This is a genomic window from Azospirillum sp. TSO35-2, assembly GCF_003116095.1.
In the GTDB taxonomy this organism is placed as follows: domain Bacteria; phylum Pseudomonadota; class Alphaproteobacteria; order Azospirillales; family Azospirillaceae; genus Azospirillum.
In genome coordinates this window covers 678,620-692,835 of the sequence record NZ_LGRA01000018.1, presented here as the reverse complement: position 1 = coordinate 692,835, position 14,216 = coordinate 678,620, and the positions used below count along the sequence as shown (strand labels likewise).

Sequence of the window (14,216 nt, the reverse complement as noted above, 5' to 3'; positions counted from 1 at the left end):
CCCCAGGACTCAAGGCCGCGCCGCTGGATCGGCCACGCTCAGCGCGCTGCCCGGCCCGCAATCCTTCAGCAGCCGCAGCATGTCGTCGGGCGCCAGCGCGACGCAGCCGGCGGTCGGCCGGCGGTCGGGCTGGACAAGGTGCAGGAACACGGCGCTGCCCATCCCCGGCACCACCGGGTCGTCGTTGTGCCCCATCACCACGATGATGTCGTAGACATGGTCGTCCCGCCACAGCGCCTCGTGGCTGGCGGGATAGGGCCGCGTCACCGGCCGGTTGTAGGCCGGATCCTCGGGCGCGTCGCACCAGCCGTCGGTCTCGGCGATCGGATCGACCGGCAGGCCGGTGTCCGGGCGGGGCAGACGGTCGGCACGCCACAACACCCGGCGCAGCGGGAAGCGTCCGACCGGCGTGCCGCCGTCGCCCTCCCGCTTGTCGGCCCGCACCCCGCCACGGCCGAGCACGCAGGCGACGGCGCCACCGGGCCAGCTCAGGACCCCGGTGGTCGGCCGGTCGCCGGCCGCGCTTCCGGACCGATCCACGGTGACGGTGATTTCGATGGCCGCGCCGCTCATCCCGTCACCCGGGTCGTGCTGGCGGTCTGCGCGGCCCTCCGCGACTGCTCATACTTCGCCAGATTGCGCATCATCGTCTCCGACAGCATGTCGGGCGACACCGGCCCCGACTCGGCGCCCGCCTGGCCGGCGGCCGGCTGGCCCTGGGCGGCGCCCCCTTGCGCGCCGTTGGGTGTCGCGGCGGCATTCCGCGCGTTGGCATAGACCGAGCCGGGTGGCGGCGCCGCAAAGCGCGGAACGCTGTGCTTGGCCAGGGCGGAACTGGCCAGCGGCGTGTCGCGCGCCGGCATCTTGCTGGGGTGCGGCACCGTTCCGCCGGCCGCCAGTTGAGCGGTCAGCGCCGGCGGCGCCGAAACGGCGGTGGCCGCGGCGGGGCCGGCGGCAGCAGGGGCGGCTGCGGCGGCGAGCTTGATCGGCTGACCGGCGGCGGCCGGCATCCCGCCCGCCGGGGCGGGGGGGGTGGCCAGCACCGTCGGTTTTCCGGCGGCCAGCGCCGCGGCGAGTCCCCCCGCCGCCGGCGCCGCGCCGGACGCTTTCGGCGGCTCCGCGGGGGAACCGGACGCGGCCGGCTCCCCCGAGGCGGCCGCCACGGCGACGGAGTCGGCGGGATGGTCGCCGTCCCCGAAGCCGAGCGAGGCCAGGACATGCTGCCCGACGTCCTTGCCCGTCCCTTCCTCGATCACCGCGTTGGCGATGGAGGCCATGCCCCCGATCACGCCGCCATACAGCATGTCGCCCATGATCCGCATGGCGGGCTGGATGGTGTCGCCGGTGATCTCGCGGTAGATGGTGCTGACGATCGGGATGTGCTGAAGCGGGTTGATGACGTCCAGGAAGTCCCAGAACGACATGTCGCCCCTGATCTCGACCGGTCCGCCGTTGTGGCCGTCGCTGATGACCGGCGACGCCTTCTCGCGCGCGGCGGCCGTCGGGCGTTGGACGGCGCTGCTGTCGATGGTGGTGGCGTCGATGGCCATGGGCGGTCTCCCGGCTCGGTGGTCAGGGAACGTGGTACGCAAGCCCCGTGCCAGAACGCCCGCCGCCGCCGGACCCGTGTTTCGCGAGGTTCGGACGGCTCTCCACCCGGAATCCGATTCCCACCCGCTGGTTGTCGGCAAGAACTGCCGGGTCCGTGGGGCGATTCCTGCCCCGCCCCACCGCGACGCGCCGCCGGGCGGCCCGGACCAGGCCGCCGGACACCGGCCGCTCAGAACATGTGGCCGCTGCGTTCCGCCTTGGTGCGGAGATAGCCTTCGTTGTGGCCGTTGGCCGGGAAGATGTGGGCGACCCGCTCCACCACCGCGATGCCGCAGCGGGCGAGCTGGCGCAGCTTCTCCGGGTTGTTGGTCATCAGCCGCACCGCGGAGAAGCCCAACTGCCGCAGCATCTCCGCCGCCGGCAGATAGACCCGCTCGTCGGCCTCGAAACCCAGGATCTCGTTGGCGTCGACAGTGTCGAAGCCGCGGTCCTGGATGCGGTAGGCGCGCAGCTTGTTGACCAGCCCGATGCCGCGCCCCTCCTGCGCCAGATACAGCAGCACGCCGCTGCCCTGGCGGGCGATCTCGGCGATGGCGCCGCGGAGCTGGTCGCCACAATCGCAGCGCAGGCTGCCCAGCAGATCGCCGGTGAAGCATTCCGAATGCAGACGCGCCAGCACCGGCCGGGCGGGGTCGGGCTCGCCGATGACGATGGCGAGATGCTCCGGCCCGCCGTCGGCCGGGCGGAAGGCGTAGATGCGCGTGTTCTCCGCCCCGGCCAGCGGCACCCGCGCATCGGCGACACGGCGCAGCGTGCGCACGACATGGACGCGGTAATCGGCGACGTCGGCCGCCCGCACCAGCAGCAGGTCGTGCGCCGCCGCCCAATCGGCGGCGTTGGTGATGGTGGTGGCGAGACCGCCGGCGATGTCGGCGGTGATGGCGGCGGGCAGCAGGCGGGCCAGCCGGGCGAGGTCGACGGCCGCCGTCTCGCGGCTGTCGGGGGCCGCCTCCGCCGCGGTCAGGCCGGTGGGCCGATGGCCCTGGGCTTCCGGATGCTGTTCGGGATCGGCCAGCGCGTGGGCCTGGTCGGCGGTCAGCCCGCCGCGGCGGTCGAGCACCATGGCGCCGAAGCCCTCGGTCGACTCCACCGCGGCCTGGTCGTCCGCAAGGTCGCCCGCCGGCTGCGCCACGCGCGGCGTGGCCAGCCCCAGCACGACGGCGCGGCGGCGGGTGACCACCAGCCGCGGCGTGCCGCCGGTCAGCGCCTTCAGCCGCTCCACCGCGTCGAGCGCCACCGATTCCACCGACACCGCGGCGCCGACCGTACCGTCGGCGGTTTCGATCGCCACCACCTCGCCCCGGCGCAGCGCGGCCAGCGCGCGGTCCACGGCGCGCACGGCGGCCTCGTCGATCGGGGTTCCGGCCGTGGAACCAAGGGCGGCGGAGAAGGGGGCGGAGCGGTGTTCGGCGTGCATCGTCAGGCGGCTTTGCAAGATCGGGGCGCCTGGATCGGCGCAGGAGCGGGACATGGTGCGTCGGGCGGTCGAAGCAAAGCGCAGGTGGCGCGCCCCTGTCCAGCAATTCCCGCGCGTCACACCGTTGCCGGCGGCGCAACGATCGCCGCGGAGACACGTGCGGGGACCGTTGCCGAGCGTCCGCGGGGCTGCCACCACCAACGGCCAGTCCACGCCATGGCCAAAGCCGCGCTAGGATGGCGGCGGTATTCAACCGGACCATCCTTCGGGAGCCTTTCCCCCGTGACGACGCCCCCTTCGACACCAGAGCGGACCGCAACGCCGATCATCGACCCGCCGGCCCTGCATGTGGTGATGCCGGCCGGGCTGCCCGCCACCGCCTACAGCGCCCGCATGATCGAGGCTCTGCGGCGGACCGGGACCGGCATGACCGTGCACGCGCTGCCCGGCCCCCATCCCGGGGTCGATCCCTCGGCGATCCTGGCGGCCGACGTCGCGCTGTCGCGGATGCCCGACGGCGCCCCGGTGCTGCTGGACGGCAACGCGCTGTTCAACCTCGCCGCCAGCCTGCCGGCCGAAGACCGCCGCCTGCGCTTCATCGTGCTGCTGGAGCGCGTCCGCTGGACCGACCCGGCGCTGACGCCCGAGGAGGCCGCCGTGCACCGCAACCTGGAGCAGGGGGCGCTGGCGCTGGTGCGCCGCGTCGTGGTGCCGGACGATGCCGTCGCCGCCGAGGTGCAGGCGCTGGGCGTGCGGCCGGAGCGGCTGGTCCGCGCCGCCGACGACGATGCCGGCGCCCGGGCTTTGGCGGACGCGTTGACGGCGGCGTAGGCGCCCGACGGCAGCGGTTGCGGCCCCGCGACATGCCATTGGGACAAGTCGTCGGCGCCATGCTAGTAAGGCGCGGCCCCGGCCGTGCCGCCAGGGTGCCTGTTCCCCGCTTTGGGTCCGCAACCGCATGACGTCCGCGAAACGCATCCTTCTGGTCGACGACGACACCGCCCTGCGCCAGTCGCTGGCGGAACAGCTTCGGCTGCTGGAGGAGTTCGAGACGGAAGAGGCGGGCGACGGCGCCGCGGCGCTTGCCGCGGTGCGGGCGGATGTGGGAGCGGGGGGCGCGCCGGGCGCCGGCTTTTCCGCCATCCTGCTCGACGTCGGTCTGCCGGACATGGACGGGCGCGACGTCTGCAAGCTGCTGCGGCGCGCGGGCGTGCGCTGCCCGGTCATCATGCTGACGGCGTCCGCCAGCGACGCCGACACCATCCTGGGGCTGGAATCGGGCGCCAACGACTATGTCACCAAGCCGTTCCGGCTGGGGGTGCTGATCGCCCGGCTGCGCGCCCAGCTGCGCCAGTTCGAGCAGACCGAGGACGCGGTCTTCGCCATCGGCCCCTACAGCTTTCGCCCCGGCTCCAAGCTGCTGCTGGACGAGGCGGCGAAGCGCCGGATCCGCCTGACCGAGAAGGAAACGGCGATCCTGAAATACCTGTACCGGGCCGGCGACCGGGTGGTCGGGCGCGAGACGCTGCTGGGCGAGGTCTGGGGCTACAACGCCGCCGTCACCACCCACACGCTGGAAACCCACGTCTACCGGCTGCGCCAGAAGATCGAGGTCGATCCGTCCAACGCCCGCATCCTGGTGACGGAGCCCGGCGGCTACCGGCTGGTGCCATAAGGACGGGAAAAACCGTTCAGCCCCGACCGCCGTAGCGGGTCACCTCTTGCCGGCCGCCGCGCTCGGCGATGGTGATCTCGGCGCTGAAGCCCAGCCAGCGGCGGCGTTCCAGCGCCGGCGGCCGCTTGGCCAGCCCGATCGCCGAGGGGCCGCCCCACAGGCCGCGGCCGCGCGGCACCACCGGCAGCAGCCGCAGCTTGCGCCCGACGATGGCGAGCCGGCGGCGCCAATGGGTGACGTCGTGCGCCGACACGCCGACGCGGCGCGCGATCTCACGGTCCGACAGCAGCGCGCTGCCGGGGTCCTGCAACAGCTCCAGCACGGCGCGGCGCTTGTCGGTGTCGGCGTGGTGGGAATGCTTGCGCTCCAGCGCCTTGCCCATGTCCCACAGCTTTTCCGCAGTGTCGCGCGCCAGCGTCCGCCAGCGGTCGGCCTCCTCGCGCTGGCGGTCGGCGTCGCCCGCGGCCTTGTCGAGCTGCCGGCGCAGGGTGGCGAGTTCCAGTTCCAGGTCCTTCACCTGCCGGCGCAGGCCGCGGACCACCTCGTCCGGCGGCGGCGGCTGGGCCGGGGCGCCGGGAGAGGCGGCCGCGGGCGGCGCTTCCGGCATGGCTGGCGAGCGGGCGCGTTCGGCGAGGTCGCGAAAGGACAGGCCGGCCCGCGACAGCATGATTCGCGCAGCGCGCAGCGCGGACAGCGCCTCGCCCTGGTGCTCCGACTCGGCCATGGCGAGAACTTTGGCGAGCTTGTCAGGATCCATCCGCGTCGGGTTCCGCCGGAGCCGGCCCCCGCCGCCGGCGGGGACCTCGGGAGAGGTGCCGCGCAATGCGCGACGAAGAGCAAACTACCACATCTTATGGCTTTGGACAGGTGCCCTTCGTAGGCTGTCGGGTTGGGAGCGGTCCTGACCGGACGGGTGGGATTTCGCTCGACTTGCCGAAGCGGGGCCGCCACCATGGCGGCCGTCATGACCGTTCGTTCTACGATCAATTCCGCACCCCATTCCGCCTGGGCAGAGGCCGGCGGCGGGGCGGCCTTCACCGTCCGCTTCTGGGGGGTGCGGGGCAGCATTGCGGCCCCCGGGCCGGGAACCATCCGCTATGGCGGCAACACCGCCTGCATCGAGGTGCGCTGCGGCGGTGCCCACATCGTCTTCGACTGCGGCACCGGAATCCGCCCACTGGGCGAGGCGCTGGTGCGGAGCGGCGAGCCGCTGGACATCGACCTGCTGCTGACCCACAGCCATCTCGACCACATCTGCGGCCTGCCCTTCTTCGCGCCGGCCTTCGACCCGGCCAGCCGGCTGCGGCTGTGGGCGGGACACCTGCCGCCGGAGCGTCCGTTCCGCACCGTGCTGTCCGACATGATGACGGCGCCGCTGTTTCCGGTGCCGGTCGAGATTTTCCGCGCCCAATGCGAGTACCGCGACTTCAGCGCCGGCCAGACGCTGGAGCCGAAGCCGGGCGTGGTGGTGCGCACCTGCCGCCTGAACCACCCCGACGGCGCCACCGGCTACCGGGTGGAGTTCGGCGGACGCAGCCTGTGCGTCCTGACCGACACCGAACACTTGGCCGAGGGCCGTGATCCGGTGATCCTGGACCTGCTGCGCGGTGCCGACCTGATGGTCTACGACAGCACCTACACCGACGCCGAATACCCGGCGCGGATCGGCTGGGGCCATTCGACCTGGCAGGAATGCCTGCGTCTGGCCGAGGCGGCGGGTGTCGGCCGCGCCGTGATCTTCCACCACGACCCCGCCCGCACCGACGCGGAGCTGGACGTCATCGCGGCGGAGGCGGAGGCGATGCGTCCAGGATCGCTGGTCGCCCGCGAGGGAATGGAACTGACCCTGCAGGCGGCGGCTCCGCCCTTCCCTGCGGTTGACCGGAATTCATCGACTCCCTCATGACAAAGCGTTTGGGCGTGTCGTATGCGCCACAGGTTGCTTTGTCACACTGGCCTCTTGTGACATTCTTGGTATTAGATCGGCGTGCAACCCTGTCACGTGTGGGGCGTGCGGGGTGTTGCGGCGTGCAAAGCTTGGGGGAAAGCGATGCGCAAGACCGGTCGTGCCTTGGCGATTCTCGGCGTCCTGTTCACCGCATCGCAGCTCGCCGGCTGCGCCACCGCGCCGATGGAAAGCGCCCGGCTGGATGGTGGACCGCGATCGGTGGTGCTGTCCCACCCCGCCAGCGGAGAGACGGTGTCCGTCACCTACTGGCGCCCCGACGGCTACGACCAGGCCGCCCTGCGCGAGATTTCCATCCTGTTCCGCGACCGCCGCAGCGACGAGGTAGTCCCGATCGATCCGGCGCTGGTCGAGATGCTGGTGGAACTGCGCCAGCGCACCGGTGCGCCGCCGGACGCGCCGATCCGCATCACCTCCGGCTACCGGTCGAGCGCCACCAACGCCAGCCTGTCCCGGACCAACCCGAACGTCGCCGAGAACTCATACCACATTCGCGGACAGGCGGCGGATTTCTCCATCGCCGGTGTTCCGCCCGCCCGTCTGGCGGAAGAGGCGGCGGCGATGCAGCGCGGCGGCTACGCGCTCTATCCCCACACCGGCCATGTCCATGTCGACACCGGCCCCTTCCGCACCTGGACGCCGAAGACCGGCGAGCCGCGGGCCCCGCAGATCCTAGAGGCGCAGGCCCGTGCCCGCGCCAAGGCCCGGGCGACGGCCCTGGCGCAGGCGACCTCGCACGCGCCGGTGCAGGTGGCCGAGGCGGCCAAGCCGGGAAAGAGCTCCGGCAAATCTCCCGCCAAGGCGCCGGCCGCCCCCGATCTGGCGCGCGTCCGGCTGGCCCTGGCCCAAATCAAGGACCTGCCGGCGCAGAAGCCGGCGAAGCGCTGACCAACGCCGCCGCCCGCCGATCTCTCGTCGGTTGACGGGAAACGGGGTTGAGGCAATATAGGGGGTAGACGTGCCGAGGATACGACCCCCGGCACGTCCACCCGATCCTAGTGCAGGAGGTCAAGCAGCCGCTTGACGATCTCCAGCAGCAGGATCAGGAGAGTGAGGATCTTGTCCATCCTCTTGCCCTCCGTGATTGCGGCGGCGGTGGCGGCCAGTCCGCCACCGCGTCCGCGCCGCCACCGTAGCGAGAGCGGGGCGGGCCGTCTTCTCCAAAATTTCCCTGATTTGTGCCGCATGACGACGCTGCTGATTCTCCGCCACGGCCCGACCGCCTGGAACGCCGAAGGGCGCATCCAGGGCAGCATCGACCAGCCGCTGTCCGACGCCGGGCGTGCCCGCGTGTCCCTTTACCGCCTGCCGCCCGAGTCGGCGTCCCTGCGCTGGGTCGCCAGCCCGAAGCGCCGGGCGTGGGAGACGGCGACGCTGCTCGGCCTCGACCCGACGCCGGAGCCGCGCATCGTCGAAATGGACTGGGGCGAGTGGGAGGGCCACCGCACCCAGGACCTGCGCGTCGACGGCCGCATGCCCGACCGCCACGACCGGCTGGGGCTCGACTTCAAGGCGCCGGGCGGCGAAAGCCCGCGCGAGGTGCAGGCCCGCCTGCGTTCCTGGCTGGCCGATGTCGCGGCGGACGGCCGCCCGACCGGCGCGGTCGCCCACAACGGCATCCTGCGCGCGCTCTACGCGCTCGCCACCGGCTGGGACATGCGCGGCGATCCGGCCGAAGAACTGGTCGACGGCTGCGCCCACCGCTTCACCCTGGCGGAGGATGGAACGCCGTCGGTGGCGAGGATGAACATTCCGCTGGTGGGGTGAACGGCCACGCGCTTGCCCCGCCCCGGTCCCCCTCTCCCGCTCGCGCGCAACAGGGGGACCGGGGCGACGGCTCACACGTCGAGGTCGACGATCACCGGCACATGGTCGGACGGCTTGGGTTCCCAGCCGCGGGCGTCGCGCAGCACCTTAACGCCCTTCAGCGACCCGGCCAGCGGCGGCGTGACCCAGACATGGTCCAGGCGCCGGCCGCGGTTGGACGCCGCCCAGTCCTTCGCCCGGTAGCTCCACCAAGTGTAGAGCTTCTCGTTCGCCGGCACGAAGTGGCGCATGGCGTCGACCCAGCCGGCCGAACCCTGCATCGCCGCCAGCTTTTCCACCTCGACCGGCGTGTGCGAGACGACGGACAGCAGTTCCTTGTGGCTCCAGACGTCCTGTTCCAGCGGCGCGATGTTCAGGTCGCCGACCAGCACCATGGGGCGGTCGGCGGACCGCTCGCTGCCGAACCAGTGCGTCATCTCGTCGAGGAACTGGAGCTTGTGGGCGAACTTGTCGTTCACCGCCGGGTCGGGGATGTCGCCGCCGGCGGGGATGTAGACACAGTGCAGTTCCACCCCGCCCGGCAGGCTGGCGAGCGCGTGGCGGCAATCCTGCTTGCCGCACCAGTGCTGGACGTCGTGGGACGAGAACGGCAGGCGCGACAGGATGGCGACGCCGTTGTAGCTCTTCATGCCGTGGATGTGGGTGTGGACATAACCGCGCTCCACCAGGGGCTGGAGCGGGAAGTCGGGGTCCACCACCTTGGTTTCCTGCAGGCAGATCACGTCCGGCGCCTCCTCCTCCATCAGGCGGAAGAGGAGGTCCAGACGCATGCGGACCGAATTGATGTTCCAGGTCGCGATGCGCATGCGGCGGCTCAGGCGATGGTCAGGGTCAGGGTGCCGACGCCCTCGACCGCGCCGGTCAGCACGTCGCCGGCCACCACCGGGCCGACGCCCTCCGGCGTGCCGGTGTAGATCAGGTCGCCCGGCTGCAGCTCGACCAGGCCCGACAGGTAGGAGATCGTCTCCGCCACCGACCAGATCAGGTCCGACAGGTCACCCGTCTGGCGCGTCTGGCCGTTGACCGCCAGGGTGACGGCGCCCTTGGCCGGGTGGCCGATGTCGGCGACGGTGCGCAGCACGCCGCACGGCGCCGACTGGTCGAAGCCCTTGCCCATGTCCCAGGGCTTGCCTTCCTTCTTCGCCGCGTTCTGCAGGTCGCGTCGCGTCATGTCCAGCCCGACGGCATAGCCGAACACATGGTCCAGCGCCGAGTCGACCGGGATGTCGCGCCCGCCGGCGCCGATGGCCACCACCAGCTCGATCTCGTGGTGCAGGTTGGCGGTCTTGGGCGGGTAGGGGACGGTGGCACCGTCGGGAACGATGGCGTCGGCCGGCTTCATGAAGAAGAACGGCGGCTCGCGGTCGGGATCGGCCCCCATTTCACGCGCATGGGCGGCGTAGTTGCGGCCGACGCAATAGATGCGGCGCACCGGGAACGGATCGCCGCCCGCGACGGGAACGGCCGGTTGGGACCACAGGGGAATGGCGAAGGCCATGGCATCGGCTCATGCGTTGGGACAGTCGCCAACAGCTAACCCGAAAGCCGCCGACGGACCAAGCGCCCAACATCCATCCTGCCATCCGCCCTGCCCTGCACTTCGGATCGCCAACCCCGAGTCGGGCCCCGGTCGGCCGATGGCGACTCGGAAACGGCGGAGCCCGGAGACGAAGACGCCCGGTCTGGGGGGGACCGGGCGTCGGAAGCTCCGATTCGGGAACCCGCTCACGGCAGGGGAAACCGCTTTGCGGGCGATCGGCGCCCCATTGGGGTCGATCACTTCTTGACTCTTGAAGATGGAATTCGTAGGAGCGCCAACCAATACGTTTCATGCATGCCTGATATGCATAGCCCCTGCGGCCTGCGGTTCTTGCTGACAAATCGGGGGCTTGCCCGCATTTTATCCGTTCACCCGATAATTCATCCAATCATGGCATCCACGGTGACTGACAACGAGCGCTCCACCCCAGCCGACCGGCGGTCGCGGCTGCGTCCAGGCAAGAACGGCAAGCTCGCGCTTGGCCCGCTTCCCGACCTTGTGGGCTACAACCTGCGCAAGGCTCAGGTCGCGGTGTTCCAGAGCTTCCAGAACGCCGTCGCTCCGCATGACATCACGCCCGGCCAGTTCGGCGTGCTGATCATGATCCGGGAAAACGAAGGCCTGTCCCAGTCCGATCTGGGCACGGCGGTCGGCATCGACCGATCGACCATGGTGGCGGTGATCGACCGGCTCGAGTCGCGCGGGCTTGTCGTCCGCGCCCCTTCGCCGAACGACCGCCGCTCCTACGCGTTGCGACTGTCGCCGGAAGGCCAGTCGCTGATGGACGACCTGATCCCCCGCGTGCAGGCCCATGACCAGGGTATGGTCAAGGACCTGTCGCCGGACGAGCAGGTGCAGTTCATCGAGTTCCTGCGCCGCGTGTCGCGGGCGAAGTGATGTAGGGGACGGTCATCCGACCGTCCCCGCGGACGGCGAAAAGCCCGCCCTCCACCGGTGTATCCGCCGGGCGAGGGCGGGCTTTTTTGCGTCCAAAGACGTTCCTGCGCCCAGGGGAGGCCACCCTTCTGCGGCGAGAGTCTGTCAGGTTCTTGCTGAAGCACCTGGCAGACTCTGGCTCTTTGGTTTTCCGTGCGATTCACGGTTCAAGCGACTCCGCTTGAACCGATCGCACTCTAGACGGTTTCCGTCGCCGCCCCCCGGACGCAGGAGAGCAGTTGCTCCGGCCGGAACGGTTTGATGAGCAACCGCCAGCCGCAGGCCTCGATCAGTTCCCGCGTCTCCGGCGAGGTGTCGCCCGTCGTCACCACCACCTCGGCGCCGGGGCCGGCCGCCGCGGCCACCGCCGGCACCTCGTCGACCGCCGTCATCATGCCGAGCCGGTAGTCGGCAACGATCAGCGACGGTCGCGTGCCGCTTGCCGCAATCACCGCGGCGAGTTCCGACCCGGACGCACCGGACACGACGTGAAGCCCGTTCGCTTGGAGCAGCAGCGTCATGGCCGTCCGTACCGCCTCGTCGTCTTCCAGGAGAGCGATGACCCTGTTTCCGGGGCTTGGCATGTTCATGGGGTGAACTCCACGTTCGACAAGGCCGGGCGCAACATATCCGGGTCGGTCATCGTTCAAATCCCAGGGACAGGTCTGTCCGCTGCCGTACAGAAGGCCGCGCACACAGACCGTGCCGGCGGCGGTTTTCACCTGTTGGAATCGTTATCAACCGCTGAACGGCCGCCGGAGGGCAGCGATGGACAGCCGCAACTACATCCTGCGCAGCCTCTCACCCGCCGAGGAGGCGCTGATCCGCCCGCATCTGACCGCCGTTCCCCTGCCGCAGAGGATGACCTTCTTCCACAGCGACGAGCCGATCACCCAGGTGTGGTTCATCGAGCGCGGCGGCGCCTCCCTGATCAACACCCTGCCGGACGGCAACGCGATCGAAGTCGGGACCATCGGCAACGAGGGGCTGGTCGGCACGCCCATCCTGCTGGAAACCGACCGGATGCCCTGCGAGTGCGACATGCAGATCCCGGGCGACGGCTGGCAGATGCCGGCCCAGGCGCTCAAGAGCGTGCTTCATCAAAGCGACACGCTGCGGGTCAAGCTGCTGCGCTTCGCCCAGGCACACTTCGCCCAGATGGCGCAGTCGGCGGCCTGCAACCGCCTCCACACCATCGAGGAGCGTTGCGCCCGCTGGCTGCTGATGACCCGGGACCGGGTGGGCGACGACTTCCCCCTGACCCACGAGTATCTCGCCCTGATGCTGGGCGTCCGCCGCGCCGGCGTGACGGTGACCGCCAACATTCTCCAGAACGCCGGCCTGATCCGCCACGCGCGCGGACACATCACGATCACCGACCCTGTGGGGCTGGAAGAGGCCGCCTGCGACTGCTACCGCATCATCCGCGACGAATTCCGCCGCCTGCTGCCACAGGGCGACTCCTATCCGGGAGACGTGCCGTAAATCGGCTGTGCAAGACGGGAAAAGCCGTGGGGAAATGAAAAAGGCCAGAGCGGATTTCCTACAGAAATCAACGCTCTGGCCCGAAACTTAGTGGCGGAGGGAGAGGGACACTCCACCAAACACCCTGTAAGCCCATGAAAGCCTTGATCTTCATGGGTTCTTAAGGTCCAACGTGTACCCCACACGTGTGCCCTATCGGCTTGGGAGTGGGTGTTGGATACGCGATATTTGGTGCAGCGTCGGCAGACTTGGTATGTCCGGGTAACGGTGCCGCCGCGGCTTCGGGAGGCCGTAGGCAACACGCATATCGTGCGGACCCTGAAGACACGAGATTTGGCAGAAGCCCAACGCCTGCGGCATGTGGCAGTTGCCCAGATCAAGGCGGAGCTAGACGCCATCGGGAAGGGCGAAGATGGTCGGGCCGTTGCCGCTGCCCTCATCTGGCGCGATGCCTGGATCAACGCCGACAACGACACCCAGGACCCTGACCATGAGCACACCGCCCAACAGGGCGTGGAATTCGCTATCGAAAGCCGGGCGGAAGAGATTGAAGCCACTCAGGGACCGGAAGCCGCCAAGGACTTCTACCGGATCGCTACGAGCAAATCCCCGCTGCTATCCGAGACGCGCGACAGGTGGCTTCCCGAAGCAAGCCGCACCATCACCAAGCAGACCGCCCGGCAGTATAACTCGGACACGAACCGCTTCCTTGAATGGGCGACGAAGAAACGGGTTCTGCTGGTGTCGGATGTGAACAAGCGTCTAGCCGGCAGCTATGTGAGCGAGGCATTCCCGGACGTGGCGGCCAAGACGATCAACCGGCACATTTCCTCCCTGTCGATGTGGTGGCGTTGGCAGGAACAGAAAGGCTTTGTCGAAGCTAACCCGTGGCAAGGGCAGGTTCTGCGGGTGAAGGGCAAACGCGCAGGCAAGGACGAGAAGAGGCGCCCATACACTGCCGACGAAATCTGCACCCTCCTTACCGGATTGGAAGGCCGGCCACTGGATGCGCTTTTCCGACTTGGCTTGTTCACGGGCGCCCGACTGGATGAACTTTGTTCGCTTCAGGCAAAGGACGTGCAGGAGCAGGAAGGCAGTTGGTGGCTGTCCATCACCGAAGGGAAGACGGAAAACGCCGTCCGCATGATCCCGGTCCATTCAGCGATTGAGCCGCTGGTGTTGACCCTGAAGAACGAGGCATCCAGCGCCAAGGGCAACCCCGACGGTTGGCTCTTTCCCAGCATCACACCGGGCGGCCCCGACAATAAGCGGTCGTGGAACGTCTCGAAGAAGTTCACCAGGGAGCGGCGAAAGCTTGGTGTGGACACGCCCCAGACGGTGTTCCATTCCACCCGGAAGAACCTTGCCGAAGCACTGGAAGCCGGTGAAGTGCCGCTATCGACCGCAAAGCTGATTGTCGGGCACGAGCGCGGGGACATGACCTTCGGCGTCTACTCCAAGGGCCAGTTTGTCGATCTAAAGTCAGCCATTGAGAAGGCCATCTTTCCGGTAAATGTCCTCTCGCTGGTCTGAGGCGGAGCGCCGCACCTCCCCCCGGTTGGGACAAATAACGAAACAATCCCCCTCTCTGAAGGGACGGGCTGAACAACACCTAATCAACAGCGGTTTAGCCCCAATCCGTGAACTGCGGTTTTCAAGGCAGTAGGGGGTGGACAAGAGTGTCTTCCGGTCCCTTGGGAGTCCCACCACCCTGCCCCCTCAAAATAAATTCCCGCCGGAAAATTGTTTAAAAGAAAAT

15 protein-coding genes are annotated in these 14,216 nt (G+C 69.4%); 8 read left to right on the top strand and 7 right to left on the bottom strand.

The features are described from left to right. Positions 1-9 precede the first annotated feature (9 nt). The 3 genes from TSO352_RS14085 to ribA form a co-directional block, all read right to left on the bottom strand. Entirely contained in the window at positions 10-573 is a 564-nt protein-coding gene (locus TSO352_RS14085) for a L,D-transpeptidase family protein (protein ID WP_109107935.1), read from the bottom strand. Then, entirely contained in the window at positions 570-1,550 is a 981-nt protein-coding gene (locus TSO352_RS14080; RefSeq protein WP_109107934.1) for a hypothetical protein, read from the bottom strand. Before TSO352_RS14080 ends, TSO352_RS14085 begins: the two co-directional genes overlap by 4 nt. Positions 1,551-1,780: 230 nt before the next feature. After that, positions 1,781-3,046 carry a GTP cyclohydrolase II gene (ribA, locus tag TSO352_RS14075; protein ID WP_247872093.1) on the bottom strand — a complete coding sequence of 422 codons (1,266 nt, stop codon included), beginning with the start codon at positions 3,044-3,046 and terminating at the stop codon, positions 1,781-1,783. Positions 3,047-3,310: 264 nt separating this feature from the next. On the opposite strand from ribA, the gene TSO352_RS14070 reads away from it, so the two are divergent. Together TSO352_RS14070 and TSO352_RS14065 are read left to right on the top strand one after the other, a co-directional pair. Further along, on the top strand, positions 3,311-3,859 hold the full coding sequence (locus TSO352_RS14070) for a glycosyl transferase (RefSeq protein ID WP_247872092.1): 549 nt from the start codon (positions 3,311-3,313) through the stop codon (positions 3,857-3,859). Between the two features lie 127 nt (positions 3,860-3,986). Then, positions 3,987-4,703 carry a response regulator transcription factor gene (locus tag TSO352_RS14065; RefSeq protein ID WP_109107931.1) on the top strand — a complete coding sequence of 239 codons (717 nt, stop codon included), beginning with the start codon at positions 3,987-3,989 and terminating at the stop codon, positions 4,701-4,703. A gap of 16 nt (positions 4,704-4,719) precedes the next feature. Here the strand turns inward: TSO352_RS14065 and TSO352_RS14060 are convergent, their stop codons facing one another. Then, complete coding sequence (locus TSO352_RS14060) at positions 4,720-5,460, bottom strand: hypothetical protein (RefSeq protein WP_109107930.1); 741 nt, start codon at positions 5,458-5,460, stop codon at positions 4,720-4,722. A gap of 207 nt (positions 5,461-5,667) precedes the next feature. Between TSO352_RS14060 and TSO352_RS14055 the strand changes: the two genes are divergently transcribed. The 3 genes from TSO352_RS14055 to TSO352_RS14040 all read left to right on the top strand — a co-directional run bounded on the left by TSO352_RS14055 (position 5,668) and on the right by TSO352_RS14040 (position 8,436). After that, the gene (locus TSO352_RS14055; RefSeq protein WP_109108325.1) at positions 5,668-6,609 is read left to right on the top strand and encodes an MBL fold metallo-hydrolase; all 942 of its coding nucleotides are present in this window, start codon (positions 5,668-5,670) and stop codon (positions 6,607-6,609) included. A gap of 144 nt (positions 6,610-6,753) precedes the next feature. Beyond that, a complete protein-coding gene (locus TSO352_RS14050) occupies positions 6,754-7,557 on the top strand; it encodes a DUF882 domain-containing protein (protein WP_109107929.1) in 804 nt (267 codons plus the stop codon). Positions 7,558-7,854: 297 nt separating this feature from the next. Further along, positions 7,855-8,436, top strand: a complete 582-nt coding sequence (locus TSO352_RS14040) for a histidine phosphatase family protein (protein WP_109107927.1) — start codon at positions 7,855-7,857, stop codon at positions 8,434-8,436. A gap of 71 nt (positions 8,437-8,507) precedes the next feature. Here the strand turns inward: TSO352_RS14040 and xth are convergent, their stop codons facing one another. Next, positions 8,508-9,302 carry an exodeoxyribonuclease III gene (gene xth / locus TSO352_RS14035; protein ID WP_109107926.1) on the bottom strand — a complete coding sequence of 265 codons (795 nt, stop codon included), beginning with the start codon at positions 9,300-9,302 and terminating at the stop codon, positions 8,508-8,510. Between the two features lie 8 nt (positions 9,303-9,310). Further along, positions 9,311-9,994 carry a fumarylacetoacetate hydrolase family protein gene (locus TSO352_RS14030; RefSeq protein WP_109107925.1) on the bottom strand — a complete coding sequence of 228 codons (684 nt, stop codon included), beginning with the start codon at positions 9,992-9,994 and terminating at the stop codon, positions 9,311-9,313. A gap of 444 nt (positions 9,995-10,438) precedes the next feature. Between TSO352_RS14030 and TSO352_RS14025 the strand changes: the two genes are divergently transcribed. After that, entirely contained in the window at positions 10,439-10,933 is a 495-nt protein-coding gene (locus tag TSO352_RS14025) for a MarR family transcriptional regulator (protein WP_247872091.1), read from the top strand. 236 nt (positions 10,934-11,169) lie between these two features. On the opposite strand, the gene TSO352_RS14020 is transcribed toward TSO352_RS14025, so the two are convergent. Beyond that, complete coding sequence (locus TSO352_RS14020; protein ID WP_109107923.1) at positions 11,170-11,562, bottom strand: response regulator; 393 nt, start codon at positions 11,560-11,562, stop codon at positions 11,170-11,172. A 178-nt stretch (positions 11,563-11,740) separates the two neighbouring features. On the opposite strand from TSO352_RS14020, the gene TSO352_RS14015 reads away from it, so the two are divergent. Then, on the top strand, positions 11,741-12,457 hold the full coding sequence (locus TSO352_RS14015; protein ID WP_109107922.1) for a Crp/Fnr family transcriptional regulator: 717 nt from the start codon (positions 11,741-11,743) through the stop codon (positions 12,455-12,457). Between the two features lie 213 nt (positions 12,458-12,670). Then, positions 12,671-13,990, top strand: a complete 1,320-nt coding sequence (locus TSO352_RS14010; RefSeq protein WP_158284591.1) for a DUF6538 domain-containing protein — start codon at positions 12,671-12,673, stop codon at positions 13,988-13,990. Positions 13,991-14,216: the final 226 nt, after the last annotated feature.

Excerpts from the sequence above, each read along its gene's own strand:
- TSO352_RS14085 (WP_109107935.1), bottom strand. The coding sequence starts at position 573 with ATGAGCGGCGCGGCCATCGAAATCACCGTCACCGTGGATCGGTCCGGA.
- TSO352_RS14080 (WP_109107934.1), bottom strand. The coding sequence starts at position 1,550 with ATGGCCATCGACGCCACCACCATCGACAGCAGCGCCGTCCAACGCCCG.
- TSO352_RS14065 (WP_109107931.1), top strand. The coding sequence starts at position 3,987 with ATGACGTCCGCGAAACGCATCCTTCTGGTCGACGACGACACCGCCCTG.
- TSO352_RS14060 (WP_109107930.1), bottom strand. The coding sequence starts at position 5,460 with ATGGATCCTGACAAGCTCGCCAAAGTTCTCGCCATGGCCGAGTCGGAG.
- TSO352_RS14055 (WP_109108325.1), top strand. The coding sequence starts at position 5,668 with ATGACCGTTCGTTCTACGATCAATTCCGCACCCCATTCCGCCTGGGCA.
- TSO352_RS14050 (WP_109107929.1), top strand. The coding sequence starts at position 6,754 with ATGCGCAAGACCGGTCGTGCCTTGGCGATTCTCGGCGTCCTGTTCACC.
- TSO352_RS14040 (WP_109107927.1), top strand. The coding sequence starts at position 7,855 with ATGACGACGCTGCTGATTCTCCGCCACGGCCCGACCGCCTGGAACGCC.
- xth (WP_109107926.1), bottom strand. The coding sequence starts at position 9,302 with ATGCGCATCGCGACCTGGAACATCAATTCGGTCCGCATGCGTCTGGAC.
- TSO352_RS14030 (WP_109107925.1), bottom strand. The coding sequence starts at position 9,994 with ATGGCCTTCGCCATTCCCCTGTGGTCCCAACCGGCCGTTCCCGTCGCG.
- TSO352_RS14020 (WP_109107923.1), bottom strand. The coding sequence starts at position 11,562 with ATGAACATGCCAAGCCCCGGAAACAGGGTCATCGCTCTCCTGGAAGAC.
- TSO352_RS14015 (WP_109107922.1), top strand. The coding sequence starts at position 11,741 with ATGGACAGCCGCAACTACATCCTGCGCAGCCTCTCACCCGCCGAGGAG.